Raw genomic sequence first — 18,460 nt, forward strand, 5'->3', positions numbered from 1 at the left:
ACGAAAAAACGGAATTGTCAATATTTCATTAACAATTCCGTAATATATTCGTAAAATATTCAACTTTATTCGTTATTATCTGAAAACAATCAAAAGCTTATTATGCAATATTTTTTACCTTCAGATAGGTTATCCCTGATAGCAGAATTTATACTCTCATCATAAATGCCTGCATCTGCCATAGCTGCAGCATCTGATGACAAAATACACATCTGATCACTTCCTGAATATCTTTCACGAAGTGTATCCATTGAATCCTCAGGACTTATCGTTCCTTCTACCACATCTGGTCTGTAGTACTGGGATCTGTAATCAAAGGTACTGAAGATAACAACGCTCCTGTCAGGAATCTCAGCATAGTCCTCATCCCATGACATTTTGACAATATCGTAGTAGGCAAGCGTATTGGTCCTGATATGCTCAGCATAATTGCTACACCCGAATATACCTACAAAAAGAGTGACCGCAATGAGAATAGCACCTCTTACGCGTTTAGCTCTGATCTTATCATATATAAGTCCTGCTGTTCCAAGAGTGATCAAAAACGTAGCCGGTGCAAAAAATCTGTAGTAGAAAGTGTCCATTGAAGAAAAATATCGTATAACTATGAACATCAGGTAGTAAACAACTCCGGTTGTTATAAAAACAGATTCTCTTGACAATCTCCTGACATTTTCAAAAACAAAAAATGCCAAAACCAGAATAAACAAAAATACAATCAGTACACTCTTCCCATAGGATAGTCCCACAATATAAGCCGGCACCTCTGTATGGAATATGTTAAATATCTCAGCTAAAAGGGCTTTTACAAGATCATTTGTAAGTGACTGGTAATCATCCCACCACATGGATCTGGAAACGCCTGATGGCATGCCGTTCTGTATCTTGTTGTTAACAAGGTACAGGATGCACATGACACCTGACACAAACGCCGTGATAGTCATGAAAAAGACTTTCCTGAGATCACCCTTATTGCTGCCAAAGAGCTTATCAAACAAAAGAACCAGTATATAAAGGCCAATAACAAAATAAGTAAATATGCCAAAATATCTTGTCAGGAAGCACAAAAACGCGCTGATTCCAAGGAAAACATAATTAACTGCCCTATTTTCTTTTGCCTCAAGAACTCTGTGAAGACTAAGGACAAAGAGCACCATGAAAATAATAAAAGGAAGTTCACTCCAGGAATACCAGTACAAATACATAAGTCCCAGATTAGTCATAAACAGAGCATAGAACCACGCATCTTTTTTGTAGGTAACCCTTAGAATTATAATAAGCGCTCCAACAAGTATCATTGATAATACTTTTGACGCCACATACACTTCAAGCCCGGTCATCTTCATAACAAGAGCTATCATAGCAGGATACAGGATAGGCCAGTTTGCAAACCAGGTATTTCCATAGCCTGCTATACCATCATAATGAAAGCCGTTTCCTGCAGCCATATTTACAGCTTCTCTAAGATATCCCGCTGAATCTGCACTTATATTGATGCCTTCAAGATATCCGTTAACCCATATAGAGAGACAAAGTGTAACAAAAAGAACGCATAAAAAAGCATCATTTCCCGCCGTCTCTATAATTCCAAGTTCCGGTATACTTCTAAGCGCCCTTATGCTCTTCCCATATCCAAATACTATAAAGCAGATAACAGCTGCTCCCACAATGACAGCTATTATTCTGGAATAATAAAAAATATCCGCATATGTAAGTGGCTTATCAGATATAACTGATGTTCCAAGAGATATACCATTATCACTTCCTGCTACTTTCTCATAGAAAGGCAGGACCTTGTTAGTTGCATCTATCTGAGTTTTGATAAAATACGGACTGCAGCCCTTTGCAGTAATTGACAGCCTATAGCTTTTACCTTTTTCCAGATAAAAATCAGGGCTTCCAATATTAACCCATTCTCCGACTGATACCGCAGACTCATCCATATCTGCAGACCATATTTCGCTTCCTGAAGCATCAGCTAAGAGAAAAGAAATAATACCTTTACCTTTTGAATCTGTGTTAACAAGGACAACAGATAAGCTGCCTAAATGACAGTTTTCTTTACCAGTAAGTTCCAGCTCAAGCGTATCACCATCAAACAGCTCAACATATGAAGGTGTATCAAAAAGCGGAGGACGTACATCCTCCGACTTATTAAGTAGCCCAGTCTGTCTGCCCAGTACCACCTGCACAAGGCATGTAAAAACAACCACAAGTACGCATAGAAACGCCTTAGTTACTTTTCCCGGTGCTCTCATATTTACAAAACTCCCTATCTAAATAGATTTAAGATTTATTAATCCATAAGCTCATCAGCAAGCTTCATTGCTCTCTCCATTACAACATCTGAGTTGTAATGCTCATGTTCGCCCCATCTTCCAAGACCGATAACGCCTTTTTCCCTTGCTTCATCCAAAATCAGTCTGATCTTCTGAGGTTTATCTATGGTATTAAGAGGATATGCATACTCGTTCATATATGCATAATTCTTCTCCCATTTTGAACCGACATATTTTGCAGTTCTCTTTTTGACCGTTTCAACCCAATAGCCCTTGGAATCCGGACAGAAATTACATCTGCACAAAATACGATGATATGGCGTATTTGCATCCGGAACATATACCCAATGCGCAGGCGTCTCCGGATCTTCATCAACATATCTGATTTCTACAGCAGAATGCTTGAGAGATGAAACAGCACCGGCAAATTCATCTGATATTCCTGTGAGTTTAACGCAGTCCCACGGAATAGTTGTAATTATTGTTTCTGCCTGGAAGGCTCTTCCATCACCACATGTAACAATTCTTGTATCTAAGTTGATCTCTGTAACAGAAACACCGGTAAATACATTTTCCTTCATGCTGTCGGCAATCCTGATGAAGGCCTCGCCGTATCCATACTCTTTGGGATAATAGAACTGTGCGTGGCCAGGCTGAGATCCGAACATCCTGTGTTCCTTACAGGATCTAAGTGTATCCTCGTAGCTGACATTTGGCAGTTTCTCAAGCCAATATGTTCCAAGCTCATCAAGAGTATCAGAAAACATCTTACTGTTATATGGAAGCATGTAATTATCAGCGATTTCATCTCCAAGCTTCCACCTGATCCACTCTGTAAAAAGAGATGGTTTTTCTACTCCGGTATTACATCCGGCCTTTTGTATAGAATCAAGGTACTTATCCTGATATTCCTTGGGAAGCTGCCATATATTAGCTTCAAAGGGGTGATTGATCTCAGTCCCGTGAACTCTTATCCTGGAATCCCTGTCAAAAGAGTTCCACTCTTTTTCCTCAAGAAAGCGAAAAACAAATTCACATACTAAAGGTCTCCTGACATCAAGAAAATGGCCGCCTCCTATATCAAGGGGCTTGCCATCTACTGTCTCTGATCTGCATAGTCCGCCTACAGTGTCCTCTTTTTCCAAAATTATAAAATCCTTCTCGCCCTTATCAAGAAGTTTTCTTCCTAAGGTAAGCCCGGAAGGTCCTGCCCCAAGTATCAGATACTTTGCTTTTTCCATATGTACCTTTCGTGCTTTTTAAGCTTAAATAGTATTTCCAAAGCTTCTATTACTGTTTGAAGCTTAAGTCCTGTAGATGAGCCTACATAGTGAATAGGAACTTCTATACAGTTGAGATTTCTGCAATAATAGCGCAGCTCAGTCTGATACATGTGACCGGTAGACATGATCTGATCAAGATTGATATTCTCAAGTACATGTCTCTGAAATGCCTCGTAGCCACTTGTCATATCCTTGAGTCTGGTTCCAAGAACAAGATTGGCCAGAATAGTTCCTCCACTACTGAGTATTCTCCTGTAAAGAGGAAGGTCACTTACTCCGCCGCCCTTAATAAATCGTGATCCCCACACACAGTCATATCCCTGATCCAGCTTGTCCATGTACATAGGAATCTGTTTAGGATCATGGCTAAGTCCGCCGTCCATCTCAATAATTCTGTCAGCACCATCCAATAGTGCCTGTCTGTATCCTTCAAGATAACAGCTGATAACTCCACGGGATTCCTTGTAGTATATAAGCTTTATCCTGGGATTACCCTCCGCCTTCCGGCGAATTATCTTCTCTGTATCATCCTTGGAATAATCATCTATTACCGGATAATAATAGAGATTCTCATATGGCAGTGCCATTATATCGTCAATAACCTGAGCCATAGTTTCAGCCTCATTTGCAACAGGCATAACTATGATGGTCTTACATGTATTACTCATTTTCAAATATCCTTTTACGTAAATTCAACGCTTCATTCTAGCATAACGACACAGGTAAATTCAATCAGTTCACCCAAATACCCTGTCCCTTAGCTTCTTGCCTGTGGGTGTTGTAGCCAGTCCCCCTTTAGCAGTTTCCTTAAGGCTCTTTGGAAGGCACTCTCCAACCTCAGCCATCGCATCAAGACATTCATCTGCCGGAATCTTGGCATCAATTCCCGCAAGAACCATATCTGCACTGGAAAATGCTATCATCATGCCTGAAGCATTTCTCTTAATACATGGAATTTCCACAAGACCAGCCACAGGGTCACAAACAAGTCCCATCTGACTTGAAAGAGCTATTGCCAGCGCATCGGCGCACTGCCTCGGGCTTCCACCGCTAAGCTCAACAAGAGCCGCTGCAGCCATAGCAGACGCGCTTCCGCACTCCGCCTGACACCCTCCCTGAGCTCCGGCGATACTTGCTCTTGCAGCAATTACCATACCGAAAGCTGCAGCAGTAAACATACTCATCACTATATCTTTTTCTTCAAAGCCCTTATCTTCAAACAGACTCACAAGGCATCCCGGCAGGATTCCACAGCTTCCAGCAGTTGGAGCTGCCACTATCTTGCCCATGCTCGCATTACAGCAAGCCGCAGAAAGGGCCCTGGCGATAGCCTTTGTCATAAAGCTGCCGCTAAGGCCTCCGTTGTTCATAGCATACTGATTCATGAGAAAGCCTTCTCCACCGGTAAGCCCTGAGGTGGACTTCTGATCCTTGTTCATACCGGCCTGAACTGACTCTCTCATTATCTGAAAGCTCATCTCCATTTTCTCATATATCTCTTGCTCAGATTTCTCCATGCTAATAGCCTGGTCTTCCAAAACAAGCTGACTTATCCTGACATTTCTCTTCTCAGCTTCCTCTACCAGTTCCTGTATTGATTCATATTTAAGCATTACTACCTCTATATTTCTATTATTACACACGCCTTATCAAAATTGCGTTTTTTACATGTTCTATCTGTCTGATCTCATCAACAAGTTCTTCCGGGGGCTGATTGTCGATCTCTATAGTCATGATCGCATCTCCACCCTTTTCCTGTCTGGACAGATGGAAATTAGAGATATTCAGATCCGCATGTTCAAAATGCATCATATGAGTAACATTTGCAATTACTCCCGGCTTATCCTCATGCATGACCAGGATAGTATTGTTATCGCCGTTAAACTCAACATGCATGCCATTTATCTGATTGACCAGAATATTGCCTCCGCCTATACTCGCGCCCTGCATAGTGCCTTTTGTTCCGTCTTCAAGATAGAATCTTATCAGAGCGGTATTGGGGTGAGCATCCTTAATATCCTCTTTGATAAAAGAGTACTCAATTCCTCTCTCATTAGCAATTGTAAGGGCATCCCTTATCTCCGGAGAATAACTCTTATAACCCATGATACCTGCAAGAAGCGCCTTGTCAGTTCCATGTCCTTTATAAGTTTGTGCAAAAGATCCTGAAAGGATGATCTCCACCTTCTCAAGTTTTCTGTCATCAATAAGCTTATTAACTACTCTTCCAAGTCTCACTGCCCCTGCAGTATGAGAACTTGATGGTCCTATCATAACAGGACCAATAATATCAAAAACATTCATATAAACCTCATGCACCCGTCTTGTGCACTGCATTCCTGCCTTCATAGTCCTCTGAGTTAACATAATCAGAGTAACTCATACCGGCATATTTTTTAAAACATCTCCCGAAATAATTCGGATCAGGTATCCCCACTTCTGCAGCGGCCTGATACATCTTATGACCGCTACGGGCTATGTCCATAGCCTTGGTCATTCGGATTCCTGTCAGGTATTCAATGAAATTCTTGCCTGTATCCTGCTTGAATTTCCTGGACAAATAACTTGCACTAAATCCAAAATGCTGTGCTATAAACGCAAGGTTTAGCTTGGGATCTCCGTAATTCTCCTCTACATAAGCCTTGATAGTCTCTGTAGAATCAGCCTTTGAAGAAGATCCTTCTGAAGATGCCTTATTATCATCCCAAAAATCAGGAGAATTATCAAGCTTTCCTTTTACTCTTTCCAAAACCTCAGTTATCTCAGCTCTGACCATAGGCTTTAACATGTATTCAAACACAGGAAGACTTACGCATTTCCTTGCGTATTCAAATTTATCTATAGCTGTCATGATTATTATGACAAGGTTAGGATATCTGCCGGTAGCCACCTGAGTAAATTCAATGCCATCCATAAAAGGCATTGAAATATCTACAAATGCTATATCAGGCCTTATCTCGTCAATTGTGTTAATGGCTTCAATACCACTTGCCGCCTCGCCTACTACCTCCATATTAAGACTCTCCCAGTCTATAGAGGCTCTCATCAGTTTCCTTGCCGATTGTTCATCATCAATGATCATAACTCTGTATTTTCTATCCATATTGTCCCCACCAATACTTTTTTAATACTTATTTTGCTTTGATCCTGAATTCAATCTGAGTGTATTCGCCTACTTCACTCTCTATTTTAACTATATCTTCCTCACCTTCAAATAGCCGTATTCTCTGGATCGTACCCCATAATCCAAAGCTGTCGGCCTCTGACCTGTCAGCTTTATTATCCGTAGACAGGATTTCTTTTATTTCCTCACTGCTCATACCAACACCTGTGTCTCTGACAGTAAGGAATAGATCGCCATTTTCCAATCTGCTGCTGATCCTGATGATTCCCTTTTCGCCCTTCTGTCTGATGCCGTGATAAATACTGTTTTCTACAAGAGGCTGCAATATGAGTTTTGGCACCACAATCTGAAGAGTATCCTCAGCAATATCATACTCATCATCCATGATATCCCCATATCTAAGCTTCTGAAGAGCCAGATAGTCTTTTACAATCCAGATTTCCCTGGATAACGGAATTTCTCTGTCGCCCTTGCTGAGGAAGTTCCGATAAAAACTTCCCAGTGTTTCAAGTGCCTCATGAACATTTTCAGCTCCCGCATCAAGAGCCATAAAGCCGATAGTCTCTATCGAATTGTACAGAAAATGTGGCTTGATCTGCTCCTGCAAAACTCTCATTTCAGCTCTCTGAAGAGTTTTTTCTTTATCTATCAATGTATCGATAAGTTCATTGACATGATCTATGAGACTATTATAATCCTCTTTGAGCATTTCAAGCTCATCAGATGGCATTTGAGCATCAACTTTTTTAAGTTCTCCTGTCCTCTTATTCTTGTCCATTGACTCCGATAGCAAAAGAACCGGATCAGTAATATTCTTCCTGATAAAGCCGCTGACAAAAAATACCATCACTATAAAGATCATAAGAAGGGCCAGAAGCACATATATGAAGCTATAAGGAGTTCCCTCTGTGCTATAGGGGGCAAGTCTCATGACTATAATAGGATAATCGCTTACTCTGGTTGATGACAGCAGCATCTTGTCTCCCTCAAAGCTTACATCCTTATATGTTATCCTTCCCGGAGCTATATCTTTATCCAAAAACTGAGTATATGAGCGATTACCCGCGAGATAAGTGCCATCTTCACCCATTATGCATATATTCCTGTATCCAAGCTGTGACAGCATCTTGTCAAAAAGAATATTGGATATGTTAAGAAGCATGACACCGGTTCTCTCCTGAGAGTCGATGTCATAGATTGCCCTCGCCACAGTAACAAGCGGCCTTTTATCTACCTTGGATGCGACTTTATTACTGTTAAGAGTAACAATGGCGCTTCCTTTTCCGTCATAGATATCTTTTTTCCATTCATCGCTCCCCATGAGTTCATAGTCATATTCGTAAGTAAATCTGTTGGTAGCGACCATTATCATATCTTCCCTGAAGATCATGACGCCGTCTACGCTCTCGGTAACATTTAAAACATTCATGACGCCGTATCTGGCATCGTTGATCATTCCTATGTCAACACTGTCGGCATCAGCACGCAGAAATTCCACCAGATTTTCTTCCGTCATTATGATACGGGAAAGCTCTATATATTTATGTATATCAGAATAAATATTGCTTGAGAGAGTTTTCAGAACGCTCTCAGACTCTCTTTTACAATAGTTCTTCTGTTCCTTGTCTGCGATAAAATAAGTTGAGATCAAAAAAGAAAATGTTACGACAAGTATCAGACCAAGTATTCCCTTCTGCAAACTTGCATAAAGAGATACCTTTTTAGATGACTCTTTCCCCATAAAAATCCCCGTATTATAACCCCTTATAACTCTTACACTATACCCTGACTCCAAAAGTCCCCATAACTTTTTCGTCAAACAAAAAGATACCACTTTTTGGCCTTTTAGCAAAGCTTATCAGCACAAAAAGTGGCATCATTCGTCATCCTTTCACAGCGCCTGCGATGAAACTAGCCTGTATCTTGCGGCTGAGAAACAGATAAACTATGAGAGTAGGGAAAGTCGCAATCACAAGTGCTGCTCCGATCGGTCCCCAATCCGTTGTATGTTGGCCGGAGAGAGCCTTAATACCGACAGGGAGGGTCCTGTGGGCCGAATCGGATATGAATACATTTGCAAACATGAATTCGTTCCAGCACTGGAGGTATGAATATATTCCAACCGTAGATACAGCCGGCTTCATCAGCGGTAATATGATGGTAAAAAAGGTTCTGAAAAGTCCACAGCCATCTATTCTTGCAGCCTCATCAAGCGCATAAGGTATCTCAGACATAAAGCCTGTGCAGATAAGAATAGCCATAGATAATGCAAATGCTGAATACGGAATAATAAGTGTTGAATACTTGTTGAGCCAGTGAGCCTTACTCATAACTACATATACAGGAACGATTGAAGCCTGAATAGGAATCGTAAGTCCCAGCATAAAGAAGGCATTCGTAAGCTTACTGAATCTCCATTTGATCCTGGTGATTGCATAACAGGCCATCATGGCTGCCATAATTGAAATTGCAATTGCCAGAGTTGTTACCAAAATACTGTTAAAGAAATACAGCCCCATACTTCCTGTATTAAGAGCTGCAGCATAATTTGACCACAGCCAGTCTTTAGGAAGACCTACTATGTTTTTTCCAAATATTTCCTCGTTGGACTTAAGAGAAAAAGTAAACATGAAATATATTGGAAAAAGATTTATTATAGCCCAAATGATCAAAAATACGTCAATGATAACCTTGATCGCGGGATTTTCTTCTTTTAATGTGTAACTTTCCATCTTTTATTCATCCTTTTCTCTAAATGCTGCAGTGATCAGTAATGCAAAAGCAAAGCACAGTAAAATAAGCATTACGGAAATCGTACTTCCCATTCCATAGCGGTTTCTGAGAAACAGCATGTTCTCAAGAAGTGTACTTGGAACTTCTGTAGACTGGAACGGTCCACCCTCAGTCAATATGCGGACAAGGTCATAGGTTTTAAGAGAACCTGTTACCGCAAAGATAACGCTGACACGCAGGATAGGTTTGATGATTGGAATAACGACATACTTATCGACCTGCCACTTAGTTGCTCCATCCAGCATCGCAGCTTCTCTTAAATCAATATCAACTCCCTTGACTCCGGCATACATCAGTAGCATATGGTAACCGACATACTGCCAGACAGTAGGAACTATGATACTGCCAAGAGCTGTTTTGACATCTCCAACCCAAACGTGCTTGAGGTTTCCAAGGTTAACAGCATCAAGAAATCTGTTTAAAAGACCATAATCAGGATTATAGATTTTAAGCCATAACTGACCTATTACTACGGTAGAGATCAGTACAGGCATAAAGAATATGGACAAAAATGCTCTCTCTTTTCTGCCCTCACGTCTTCCCAGCAAAAGAGCCAGTCCCAAAGCCAGAGGAAGCTGGACAAACACTGAGAAAAACGCCAAAATAAGTGAATTTTTAAGTGAATTTACAAATTTGATAGATCCGTTAGTAAATAGCTCTATATAATTGCTGAAACCTATAAAGGTTCCTTCTGAAAATCCATTCCAGTCATACATACTCCTGTAAACTGATACAGCAATCGGTGCTATCAGAATCCCCACAAAGAGCAGCAGTCCCGGTAAAAGAAAAACAAAGATAGCTATCCCCTCTTCTATCTTCCTCTTTCTCTTTTCATTTTTTACTTTATTTTCATTCATACCTGGCCTCTCATAAACCATTTTTGATATTACTTTTTTATAGAGAAAGTCCTTCCCCACTTCCCGTCCGGGGATGCAAGGAAGGACTCTTTTACTTAATACTATTTTCTTATCTTATGTCTTTTGCCAAGCCTTCAATGAACTGATTTCCATCAACCAGACATCCATAAACCTGATCTACATATGAAAGATATGTGTTAGCATCATCAGCTGACATAGCTGTGTCACCAAAGAGAACGAAACTGTCTGCATTAGCACAGATCTCTGCTACTGTCTGTGTAAGAGGGTTGATTGTGCTTGTGTCTCCGTAAGGTGTCCAAGCTGGAAGTCCGCATCCATCAAGGTATCCATAATGGCAGATGAGCTTACCAAGCTCCATAGCATATCTTGCTGCTACCTCAGCGTTAGGTGAAGAAGCTGCAACTGCAAGTGTGTCTGAAGGTCCACCGATGAGCTGTCCAAGCTTAGCCTTGTCAGCATTGATTACTGGGAACTCAGCAACCTTAACCTTAGGAAGGAACTCTTCGTTTGCAGCAAAGTCAGCACAGTTCCATGTACCATTCATGTAGAAAGCATACTTGCCGGCCATGAAGTTATTCTTAACTTCGTCATTTGTAAGGCCGATTCCTGAAGGATCGAAATATCCATCATTTACAAGCTTCTGGAATGTATCAACAGCTGCTCCAACTTCAGGATTGTTCCAAGTGTCTCTTGCAAGGAAAATATCATTAAGAGTATCAGCACCAACACTCTTCTCAATAACTGACTCAAGATACTCAGTTACGCACCATGTCTCTTTACCAGCACATCCAAAAGGAATGATTCCCTTAGCCTTAAGAGCATCACAGCAAGCGATGAACTCTTCATATGTTCCCGGAACTTCTGTATATCCAACTTCTGCAAGAAGATCCATGTTAGCAAAAAGGCCAACGATATTCATTGTTGTAGGAACACCGTAGTGCTTGCCGTTATAAGTTGTATTTCCGAGCATGTTCTCAGGAAGCTCGCTTGCAAATTCAGGATAGATATCATCGAGGCAGTAAACCTTATCTGCGTCTACGAAATCGCCAAGGAATGCACATGACCATGTAAAGAAGATATCAGGCATCTCATTAGCAGAAACAGCAGCCTTGATCTTGGTCTTATAGGACTGATTCTCGAATGCTTCCCAGTTAAGTGTAATGTTAGGATACTTCTCAGCCATTTCTGCGATAGCTGCTTCATAAGCGTGACGGTTTGAATCACTCTCAGTTGCGATACACCACATGTTAAGTGTGATTGGCTCATCTGTAGAAGCTGCTGCAGTCTCTGTAGTATCCTCAGTCTTAGTCTCTTCTGTTGTCTGAGCTGTCTCAGTCTTGGTGTCTGTGTTAGCAGATCCAGTGTCAGTTGTTGGAGCCGGACTTGCACTTCCACATCCCATCATAGAAAGCGTCATGATACCAGCCATAACGATTGAAGCAATACGTCTCTTCATTTCAAACCTCCCATAATTTGAATAAGATAATTGTTTCGCGACCTCGTCGCTTGTTTCTATCTAAAATATAAAATATTTGTGAACTATATTGAATGTAAATCTTTTACTTCATCAAGCACATTTTTTACTTTTTCACAAAAAAATATCATTATGCATCAGTTTTTCAGTCTTTTTGCATAATGATATGTAAAATTTTGATGTGAGATGTAAAAATATTTAACATCAATTTGCTATATTATCTTTGATTCTATAGTGATATTGTTGCCGGAGCTTTACTCAGATTTTTACTGTCCCAAATATGCACCACGTAAAGTTGCAAAATAGAATTGTCACAAGGGCGGATGCAAGATTGGCTGCTCTGATCAACTGTTTAATTCATGTTTTGGAGGTGCGTAATATGGTAAGAAGACAAAAACTTTCTATTGTACTTGTAGTAGCTTTTATAGTTTTCATCATTCTCTTTTCACATTATTCATCTATCAGCGCTGCCCAGGATGAGAATTATGTACCAAAGTGCAAGTACTACAAAGTGTTAACTGTTCATGCAGGCGATAATCTAACTGGAATCGCCAGTAAGTACTATGATTCAGATGAATATGACAAATTTGAAGCCTATATTTCCGAAATCTGCAGTATTAACAAGCTCTCAGATGCCAATGTTATCAAGGCTGGCGAAAATATCATAGTGCCTTATTATGCAGACTACCACTAACCCACTCCTATTGTATACTGTCAGCCTCTTTTATGGATACTAAGGGTATCCATCTGGCCATCGCTGTTCACATAAATAATAAGAATATTTCCATAGTCATCGGCACTTGAAGATTGATTGAACGGAATTTTGTACATACGAGTATCTTTCCTATGCTCATAGTTTGTAATTCCGTTTTTCTCCAGGCAAGATGCTATTTCCTTGTCAGACATAGTAAGCGTTAATCCACCTGGCATCTTAGCATCCAGATTATACCTTGAAGAGCATGACAATGAGACTCCGGTCACCATAGTATTTTCAAGATGTACTGCTTTTTCCGAGTTATTTTGGACAGTAACAGTCAGAGAATCGCCACCTTTTTTCAGGGTAACTACTTTTTCTATAAGAGCACCTACATCCTCACTGTTATAGGGCTCCCAACCGTTTTCTATAAATACGCTGATTGGAGCCGGTAGATTATACACTACATCCTGTATTTGAATGTTTCCGGACAGCATATCACCGCCAAGAGTTCCAGGGGCCTCATATCCTGAAAGGTATTCAGGAACATAATCTGTAACTTCCACCTGCTCAAAATCTTCCGGAGTAATGCGGTTTCTGACTGAAATAATCTGAACTCTGTCATTTTGTTTATCGATATGAATAGTCATTTCACTATACATATCATAATCACTCTCATAGCGATATGTATATGCTACAGATTGAGACATGTCAAAAGCATGATATGGATCACCGAGAGTCTCTAAAACTTCCTCCTCAGAAGTCTGACATAGTACTATTTTTCCATCACATATAGAGATTTCATTTCCTTTTCTTGAGCCGTCAACTTCATAAAATTCAACGCTGGTGATGTAGCAGTCCTTAATTGGCATAGCATCCAAAGAAAAATTAGTAACGCCAAAAGAAATAGTATTGTCAGAAACAGTACCGGGCACATGAAGATAAACCGTCGTACTCTCGCCATAACCAAGAACTGTATCCATATCATTGTCATTATTAAATACCCAGTCACTATTGATAAAGTCCTGAACTTTTCCGGGCAGTTCATAAGTATTTCCATTTATGCTAAATGATGAGAAATAGCTAAGATCAATGTCTTTTTTGCCATATTCCGAATCATCAGAGGGGTTGTACTTTTCAAAGTAATCCTCATCAATGGAATTTTCTACATAAAACTTAGGTTTGTCTTTATCTGCGTATTTTACTAAATTAGAAACAATATGCCCTATGCTTAGTGCTATCAAAAGCATAGTGACGCCACCAAAAGTAGCTATATATAATGCTACTTTATTAGTTTTCTTTTTCCCCTGAGAATTCATTTTAACCATCTGCTCAAGTGGCTGGCCTGTTACAGGATCATACTTGTATCCCTTGTTTATCATATCCTGAATTCTTAGCTGCTCGTTTTGCCAGTTATCGTTCATAACTATATCTCCTCCAAAAAATAAGTGCGAAACTTAAATATTTTATCAAAGCCCTATTTATATTACAAATACTACTCAGCAAACGTGGCAACGGGACATCTATTTATTTTTATATCAAAAAGAAGACGCAGCCTTTATAAAAAGCTACGTCTCCCGAATATTTGCAGAATTGCGAAAATGATATCAATAGCGAACCTGTTTCTCAACCATTCTGACAAACTCATTGTTGTTTCTTGTCTTGGAGAAGAGATTGATACACTGATCAACAGCATCGTCAGCCTTCATGCCATTGAAGCCTTTACGAAGGCTATTGATAGCAGCGAGTTCTTCATTAGAAAGAAGAAGGTCTTCTCTTCTCGTGCTGGACTTAGGAATATTGATAGCAGGGAAGATTCTCTTTTCCTGAAGCTTTCTGTCAAGAACCATTTCCATGTTACCTGTTCCCTTGAACTCCTCGTAAATTACGTCATCCATCTTGGAACCTGTCTCAATAAGAGCAGTTGCAAGAATTGTAAGACTTCCGCCCTCTCTCATGTTACGAGCTGCACCAAAGAATTTCTTGGGCATATGAAGAGCTGCAGGATCAAGACCACCTGAAAGTGTTCTTCCTGAAGGAGGAACTACAATGTTATATGCACGTGTAAGTCTTGTGATGGAATCAAGGAGGATTGCTACATCCTTACCATGCTCTACAAGTCTCTTTGCACGCTCCATAACCATCTCTGCTACTCTCTTATGGTGCTCAGGAAGCTCATCGAAAGTTGAATAAATAACTTCTGCGTTTGGTCCCTCGATTGACTCCTTGATATCTGTAACTTCCTCAGGTCTCTCATCAATAAGAAGGATAATGAGGTGAATATTGCTGTCATTCTTGAGGATTGACTTGGCAACCTCTTTGAGAAGTGTTGTCTTACCGGCCTTAGGAGGAGATACGATCATACCTCTCTGTCCCTTACCAATAGGGCTGATAAGATCCATGATTCTCATAGCAACTGATGAACCGGGCTGCTCAAGCTTAATTCTGGAATTTGGGAAAATAGGTGTCATGTTTTCAAAATTCCATCTGCCCATAGCAACTTCCGGCTTGTATCCGTTTACTGAATCAAGAACTAAAAGAGCTGCGAATTTATCTGTTTCTTTCTTGGCTCTGCATTTTCCCTTAAGAATATCTCCGGTCTTGAGGTTGAATTTTCTGATAAGGCTTGGTGCAACATATACGTCATTCTCACCGGGGAGATAATTCTCGCATCTGATAAAGCCATAGCCATCCTGCATTACTTCAAGAATGCCATTTGCATCGTCGCCATCAGCTACCTCTTCATTCTCCTGAGGTGCTTCAGAAGTTTTCTCTGCCTTCTCAGGTCTTACAGGTTTCTTCTCCTCTGCATTTCCTGCAGGTGTTCTTGGCGCAGGCTTAGCATTTCCACCTGTAACTACTATATTTTTCTTTCTGGGAGCAGACTTAGGACGCTCTTCTTTCTCAGTTGCCTTCTCAGGCTCTTTCTCTGCTTCCTTCACCTGTTCCTTTTTCTGTGCGTTTTCTTTTTCGTCAAGTTCGCACATAATATCAATGATCTCTGACTTCTTAAGTGCTGTAGCACCCTTTATGCCTCTTTTCTTGGCAATTTCCCTAAGGTCATTTAATTTAAGTGTTTCATAACGTTCTCTCAAAATAACTCCATTTCCGTGCCGCAAAGACACTAAACCAAAAAACTAAAAAGTAATAATAAATAAATTAAAAATCAACTGTGGGAAAATAAACGACCGCAACTCTATTGCATTTGTTTAAAGAATTATTATCTCAAAATACAGTTCTATTTTTTACATTTGATAGCATACAATATTATTTTCGAAAAATCAACTATAATTTTTAATTTTCTCCAAAAGGCTTTCAGGAACAAATAGTTTACCATAGCCAACGCCCAGATCTATAGCGGGTTTGTTGTCTCCATGAAAATCTGATCCTCCACTTATAAGAAGGCCATGCTTCTCTGCAAGTTCCTTCATCTGTCTCTCTTCATACGCTTCGTAAGTTGTATAAATTGCTTCAAGACCTGCAAGTCCGGCTTTAATAAGGCGCACTACAAGAGCCTCCAGTTTTGCATCACTCATGTGATAGAGAACAGGATGAGCCAAAATTGGTACTCCGCCATTTTTGACGATGGTTTCAATAGCCATCTCAGGAGTAATATTCTCTCTTGGAACATAATATGGACAGGTGTCTCCAATATATCTGTCAAAAACTTCCTGCTTACTGCTGCAATAGCCATGTTCTACCAGATATCTGGCAAAATGAGCCCTGGTAATTACTGTATCAGGATTTTCCCTGCACAGAGCTTCAAAAGTAATGTCAAAACCTGTTCCCTCTGAAAGCTTTTTGCACATCCTGATATTTCTCTCAATACGTGAATTCATAAAAGAATCAATAGTATCAAGAAGTTCCTGATCATTATAGTTCATATAAAGACCTACAATATGAACGTCCTTACCCTCATTGACTGTAGAAAACTCTATTCCGGGCACAAATTCCATATCCGGATAGTTTTCCTTAACATATTCGTCAGCCTCTCTAAGGCCTTTTACAGTATCATGATCAGTAAGGGCAATAGCTGCAAGCCCCTTGGCATACGCATAATCCATTAGTTCTTTAACTGAATATGTCCCATCTGAACAGGTTGAATGTGTATGTAAATCTATAGCTCGCATAATTTGTCTTCTCCATGTTTTATGATCAATCTATGGCCTCTAAAATAAAAGGTGCAAGGCCGTCATGGTCATTATCTTCAGTAGTTATAAAATCAGCACTTTTTTTCACTAAATCAGTGCCGTTGATCATTGCTATTCCGTGACCTGCTGCCTCTATCATCGAGATGTCATTCTGCTCATCTCCGGCAGCGTAGGTATCCTCAATAGCAACTCCAAGAATATCCGCAAGTCTCTTAACTGCGCTTCCCTTTCCCGCAATAGATGGAAAAATCTCCATATAGTAGGGATTGGAATACAAAAGAGTAAGCTTACCCTCAGTCATCTCATAAAGAGCCTTCCTGAATCTCTCCTGTTTGTCATGATCATGAAGCTCAATAGCAATCATCTTGGATGGAGGATTCTGAAGCTGTGCCATCACATCATCGGTAACGATCAGAGGAGTCTTGATAACTCTCCTGTAAAAATCCATGCACTCACCGTCATGCCTGGAAACTATATGTGTCTCATTATAGGTGTGACAATGAATGCCATACTCATCTGCAAGATTAAAAATTGGAACCACCATTTCAAGAGGGATTCCAGTTTTGTAAACATACCTGCCTTCATCCACGCTATAAATCTCTGTTCCATTTGAGCCGCAGAGAAAACTCCCCTTAAAATCAAGCCCCAGCCCTCTGTATACTGCCTTGGCGCTATCTATAGCTCTTCCTGTGTTTATGCAAAAATGATTTCCTGCATCTGTAAATTTATGTAGTGCCTCCATAGTATCCGGTGTTATCTCTTTTTGTTTATTCAAAAGAGTTCCATCCAGATCAAAGAAAAATATCTTTTTGCTCACTTTAAACTCCAAAAAACAAAACAAAATCTTTACCCATATTTATGATCCATAAAAATGGGTAAAGATTCTCCTATCAATTAATTGAAAAGTCTCAACCTTCAACAATAAGGTATCTTCCGTCGCCTATATCAAAAACTTCGTCAGCTTCAAGTACATTGCCACCTTCGGTGTCGACACCTGACTCCTCAAAATACTCTTCAACTTCGTCAACGCCGTCAACAACTACAGCCATGCAGTCTTCCAAGAATGCCTCTGCCTCCTCCATATTGGATGCAACATCCTCAGGAAAAAGTTGTCCCTGATTCTCCAAAAAACATCTCAGAACTGCCTCATCATACTCGTGCATAAAATAGTCCTCCAAAATCCCTTTTCGAAGTTACAAAAGCCCATGCTCTTGCATTTCGCGGTAAAGTCTTGCTATTGGAAGCCCCACGACATTGTAATAGTCGCCTCTGATTCCGGAAATAAATATTGCAAACTGTCCCTGAATGCCATAGCCTCCTGCCTTGTCATCCGGTTCACCGGTAGCAACATATGCCTTGATCTCCTCATCAGTCATCGGTGCAACATCAACCAGTGTTTCCTCATGGAAGGTAAAAGATTTCTCTTCTCCATTATCACCCGTATAAAAAACTGTCACACCAGTATATACAGCGTGGGTGTTACCCGCTATAGAACTGATCATTTGAGTTGCATCATCTCTATCCTTGGGTTTTCCAAGCACTTTACGATTATATGATACAACGGTGTCAGCGCCGATTACAACTAGTCTACCGGCTTCATTCGTTAAAATTTTGTGAAAAATCTCGGAAGCTTTTTGAAAGGAAAGCTCCTCTACAAGCTTGTCCGGTTCGGTATTAACTGCATTTTCCTCGCCCTCTGCCGGGATTACTTCATATTCCGGAATCACTTTGGATAAGAGTTCTCTTCTCCTTGGAGACCCTGATGCTAAAACATATCTCATTTC

At 40.3% G+C, this 18,460-nt stretch carries 17 protein-coding genes; 1 reads left to right on the forward strand and 16 read right to left on the reverse strand.

Going from position 1 to position 18,460, the window contains the following annotated elements; translation table 11 throughout:
- Positions 1-89 precede the first annotated feature (89 nt).
- The 10 genes from BPR_RS08690 to BPR_RS08735 form a co-directional block, all read right to left on the reverse strand.
- Positions 90-2,258 (reverse strand): hypothetical protein, encoded by a 2,169-nt coding sequence (locus tag BPR_RS08690; RefSeq protein WP_013281102.1) that lies wholly within the window; start codon positions 2,256-2,258, stop codon positions 90-92.
- A gap of 38 nt (positions 2,259-2,296) precedes the next feature.
- Positions 2,297-3,520, reverse strand: coding sequence for a protoporphyrinogen/coproporphyrinogen oxidase (locus BPR_RS08695; RefSeq protein WP_013281103.1), 1,224 nt, complete (start codon positions 3,518-3,520; stop codon positions 2,297-2,299).
- Positions 3,499-4,230, reverse strand: coding sequence for a glycosyltransferase (locus tag BPR_RS08700; RefSeq protein ID WP_013281104.1), 732 nt, complete (start codon positions 4,228-4,230; stop codon positions 3,499-3,501). Before BPR_RS08700 ends, BPR_RS08695 begins: the two co-directional genes overlap by 22 nt.
- Positions 4,231-4,299: 69 nt before the next feature.
- Positions 4,300-5,175 (reverse strand): L-serine ammonia-lyase, iron-sulfur-dependent, subunit alpha, encoded by an 876-nt coding sequence (gene sdaAA / locus BPR_RS08705; RefSeq protein WP_013281105.1) that lies wholly within the window; start codon positions 5,173-5,175, stop codon positions 4,300-4,302.
- A 22-nt stretch (positions 5,176-5,197) separates the two neighbouring features.
- Positions 5,198-5,866: an L-serine ammonia-lyase, iron-sulfur-dependent subunit beta gene (gene sdaAB / locus BPR_RS08710; protein ID WP_013281106.1), complete on the reverse strand. Its 669-nt coding sequence runs from the start codon at positions 5,864-5,866 to the stop codon at positions 5,198-5,200.
- A gap of 7 nt (positions 5,867-5,873) precedes the next feature.
- Positions 5,874-6,665: a response regulator transcription factor gene (locus BPR_RS08715; RefSeq protein WP_013281107.1), complete on the reverse strand. Its 792-nt coding sequence runs from the start codon at positions 6,663-6,665 to the stop codon at positions 5,874-5,876.
- Positions 6,666-6,693: 28 nt separating this feature from the next.
- A complete protein-coding gene (locus BPR_RS08720) occupies positions 6,694-8,427 on the reverse strand; it encodes a sensor histidine kinase (RefSeq protein ID WP_013281108.1) in 1,734 nt (577 codons plus the stop codon).
- Positions 8,428-8,569: 142 nt separating this feature from the next.
- On the reverse strand, positions 8,570-9,418 hold the full coding sequence (locus BPR_RS08725; protein ID WP_013281109.1) for a carbohydrate ABC transporter permease: 849 nt from the start codon (positions 9,416-9,418) through the stop codon (positions 8,570-8,572).
- 3 nt (positions 9,419-9,421) lie between these two features.
- Positions 9,422-10,336 carry a carbohydrate ABC transporter permease gene (locus tag BPR_RS08730; RefSeq protein WP_013281110.1) on the reverse strand — a complete coding sequence of 305 codons (915 nt, stop codon included), beginning with the start codon at positions 10,334-10,336 and terminating at the stop codon, positions 9,422-9,424.
- Between the two features lie 109 nt (positions 10,337-10,445).
- Positions 10,446-11,813: an ABC transporter substrate-binding protein gene (locus BPR_RS08735; protein ID WP_013281111.1), complete on the reverse strand. Its 1,368-nt coding sequence runs from the start codon at positions 11,811-11,813 to the stop codon at positions 10,446-10,448.
- A gap of 397 nt (positions 11,814-12,210) precedes the next feature.
- Between BPR_RS08735 and BPR_RS08740 the strand changes: the two genes are divergently transcribed.
- Complete coding sequence (locus BPR_RS08740; RefSeq protein ID WP_013281112.1) at positions 12,211-12,525, forward strand: LysM peptidoglycan-binding domain-containing protein; 315 nt, start codon at positions 12,211-12,213, stop codon at positions 12,523-12,525.
- A 20-nt stretch (positions 12,526-12,545) separates the two neighbouring features.
- On the opposite strand, the gene BPR_RS08745 is transcribed toward BPR_RS08740, so the two are convergent.
- The 6 genes from BPR_RS08745 to BPR_RS08770 all read right to left on the reverse strand — a co-directional run bounded on the left by BPR_RS08745 (position 12,546) and on the right by BPR_RS08770 (position 18,457).
- Positions 12,546-13,949 (reverse strand): hypothetical protein, encoded by a 1,404-nt coding sequence (locus BPR_RS08745; RefSeq protein WP_013281113.1) that lies wholly within the window; start codon positions 13,947-13,949, stop codon positions 12,546-12,548.
- Positions 13,950-14,132: 183 nt separating this feature from the next.
- Positions 14,133-15,620 carry a transcription termination factor Rho gene (gene rho / locus BPR_RS08750; protein WP_013281114.1) on the reverse strand — a complete coding sequence of 496 codons (1,488 nt, stop codon included), beginning with the start codon at positions 15,618-15,620 and terminating at the stop codon, positions 14,133-14,135.
- Positions 15,621-15,806: 186 nt separating this feature from the next.
- The gene (locus tag BPR_RS08755; protein ID WP_013281115.1) at positions 15,807-16,655 is read right to left on the reverse strand and encodes a PHP domain-containing protein; all 849 of its coding nucleotides are present in this window, start codon (positions 16,653-16,655) and stop codon (positions 15,807-15,809) included.
- A 25-nt stretch (positions 16,656-16,680) separates the two neighbouring features.
- Complete coding sequence (locus BPR_RS08760) at positions 16,681-17,493, reverse strand: Cof-type HAD-IIB family hydrolase (RefSeq protein ID WP_042256821.1); 813 nt, start codon at positions 17,491-17,493, stop codon at positions 16,681-16,683.
- Positions 17,494-17,584: 91 nt separating this feature from the next.
- Positions 17,585-17,839: a hypothetical protein gene (locus BPR_RS08765; protein ID WP_013281117.1), complete on the reverse strand. Its 255-nt coding sequence runs from the start codon at positions 17,837-17,839 to the stop codon at positions 17,585-17,587.
- 30 nt (positions 17,840-17,869) lie between these two features.
- Positions 17,870-18,457, reverse strand: a complete 588-nt coding sequence (locus BPR_RS08770; RefSeq protein ID WP_013281118.1) for a Maf family protein — start codon at positions 18,455-18,457, stop codon at positions 17,870-17,872.
- Positions 18,458-18,460: the final 3 nt, after the last annotated feature.

The sequence above is a fragment of the Butyrivibrio proteoclasticus B316 genome (assembly GCF_000145035.1).
Classification (GTDB): domain Bacteria; phylum Bacillota; class Clostridia; order Lachnospirales; family Lachnospiraceae; genus Butyrivibrio; species Butyrivibrio proteoclasticus.

What these genes read in the sequence shown, in the direction of transcription:
- BPR_RS08690 (WP_013281102.1), bottom strand. Translation starts at nt 2,258, where the DNA reads ATGAGAGCACCGGGAAAAGTAACTAAGGCGTTTCTATGCGTACTTGTG.
- BPR_RS08695 (WP_013281103.1), bottom strand. Translation starts at nt 3,520, where the DNA reads ATGGAAAAAGCAAAGTATCTGATACTTGGGGCAGGACCTTCCGGGCTT.
- BPR_RS08700 (WP_013281104.1), bottom strand. Translation starts at nt 4,230, where the DNA reads ATGAGTAATACATGTAAGACCATCATAGTTATGCCTGTTGCAAATGAG.
- sdaAA (WP_013281105.1), bottom strand. Translation starts at nt 5,175, where the DNA reads ATGCTTAAATATGAATCAATACAGGAACTGGTAGAGGAAGCTGAGAAG.
- sdaAB (WP_013281106.1), bottom strand. Translation starts at nt 5,866, where the DNA reads ATGAATGTTTTTGATATTATTGGTCCTGTTATGATAGGACCATCAAGT.
- BPR_RS08715 (WP_013281107.1), bottom strand. Translation starts at nt 6,665, where the DNA reads ATGGATAGAAAATACAGAGTTATGATCATTGATGATGAACAATCGGCA.
- BPR_RS08720 (WP_013281108.1), bottom strand. Translation starts at nt 8,427, where the DNA reads ATGGGGAAAGAGTCATCTAAAAAGGTATCTCTTTATGCAAGTTTGCAG.
- BPR_RS08725 (WP_013281109.1), bottom strand. Translation starts at nt 9,418, where the DNA reads ATGGAAAGTTACACATTAAAAGAAGAAAATCCCGCGATCAAGGTTATC.
- BPR_RS08730 (WP_013281110.1), bottom strand. Translation starts at nt 10,336, where the DNA reads ATGAATGAAAATAAAGTAAAAAATGAAAAGAGAAAGAGGAAGATAGAA.
- BPR_RS08735 (WP_013281111.1), bottom strand. Translation starts at nt 11,813, where the DNA reads ATGAAGAGACGTATTGCTTCAATCGTTATGGCTGGTATCATGACGCTT.
- BPR_RS08740 (WP_013281112.1), top strand. Translation starts at nt 12,211, where the DNA reads ATGGTAAGAAGACAAAAACTTTCTATTGTACTTGTAGTAGCTTTTATA.
- BPR_RS08745 (WP_013281113.1), bottom strand. Translation starts at nt 13,949, where the DNA reads ATGAACGATAACTGGCAAAACGAGCAGCTAAGAATTCAGGATATGATA.
- BPR_RS08755 (WP_013281115.1), bottom strand. Translation starts at nt 16,655, where the DNA reads ATGCGAGCTATAGATTTACATACACATTCAACCTGTTCAGATGGGACA.
- BPR_RS08765 (WP_013281117.1), bottom strand. Translation starts at nt 17,839, where the DNA reads ATGCACGAGTATGATGAGGCAGTTCTGAGATGTTTTTTGGAGAATCAG.
- BPR_RS08770 (WP_013281118.1), bottom strand. Translation starts at nt 18,457, where the DNA reads ATGAGATATGTTTTAGCATCAGGGTCTCCAAGGAGAAGAGAACTCTTA.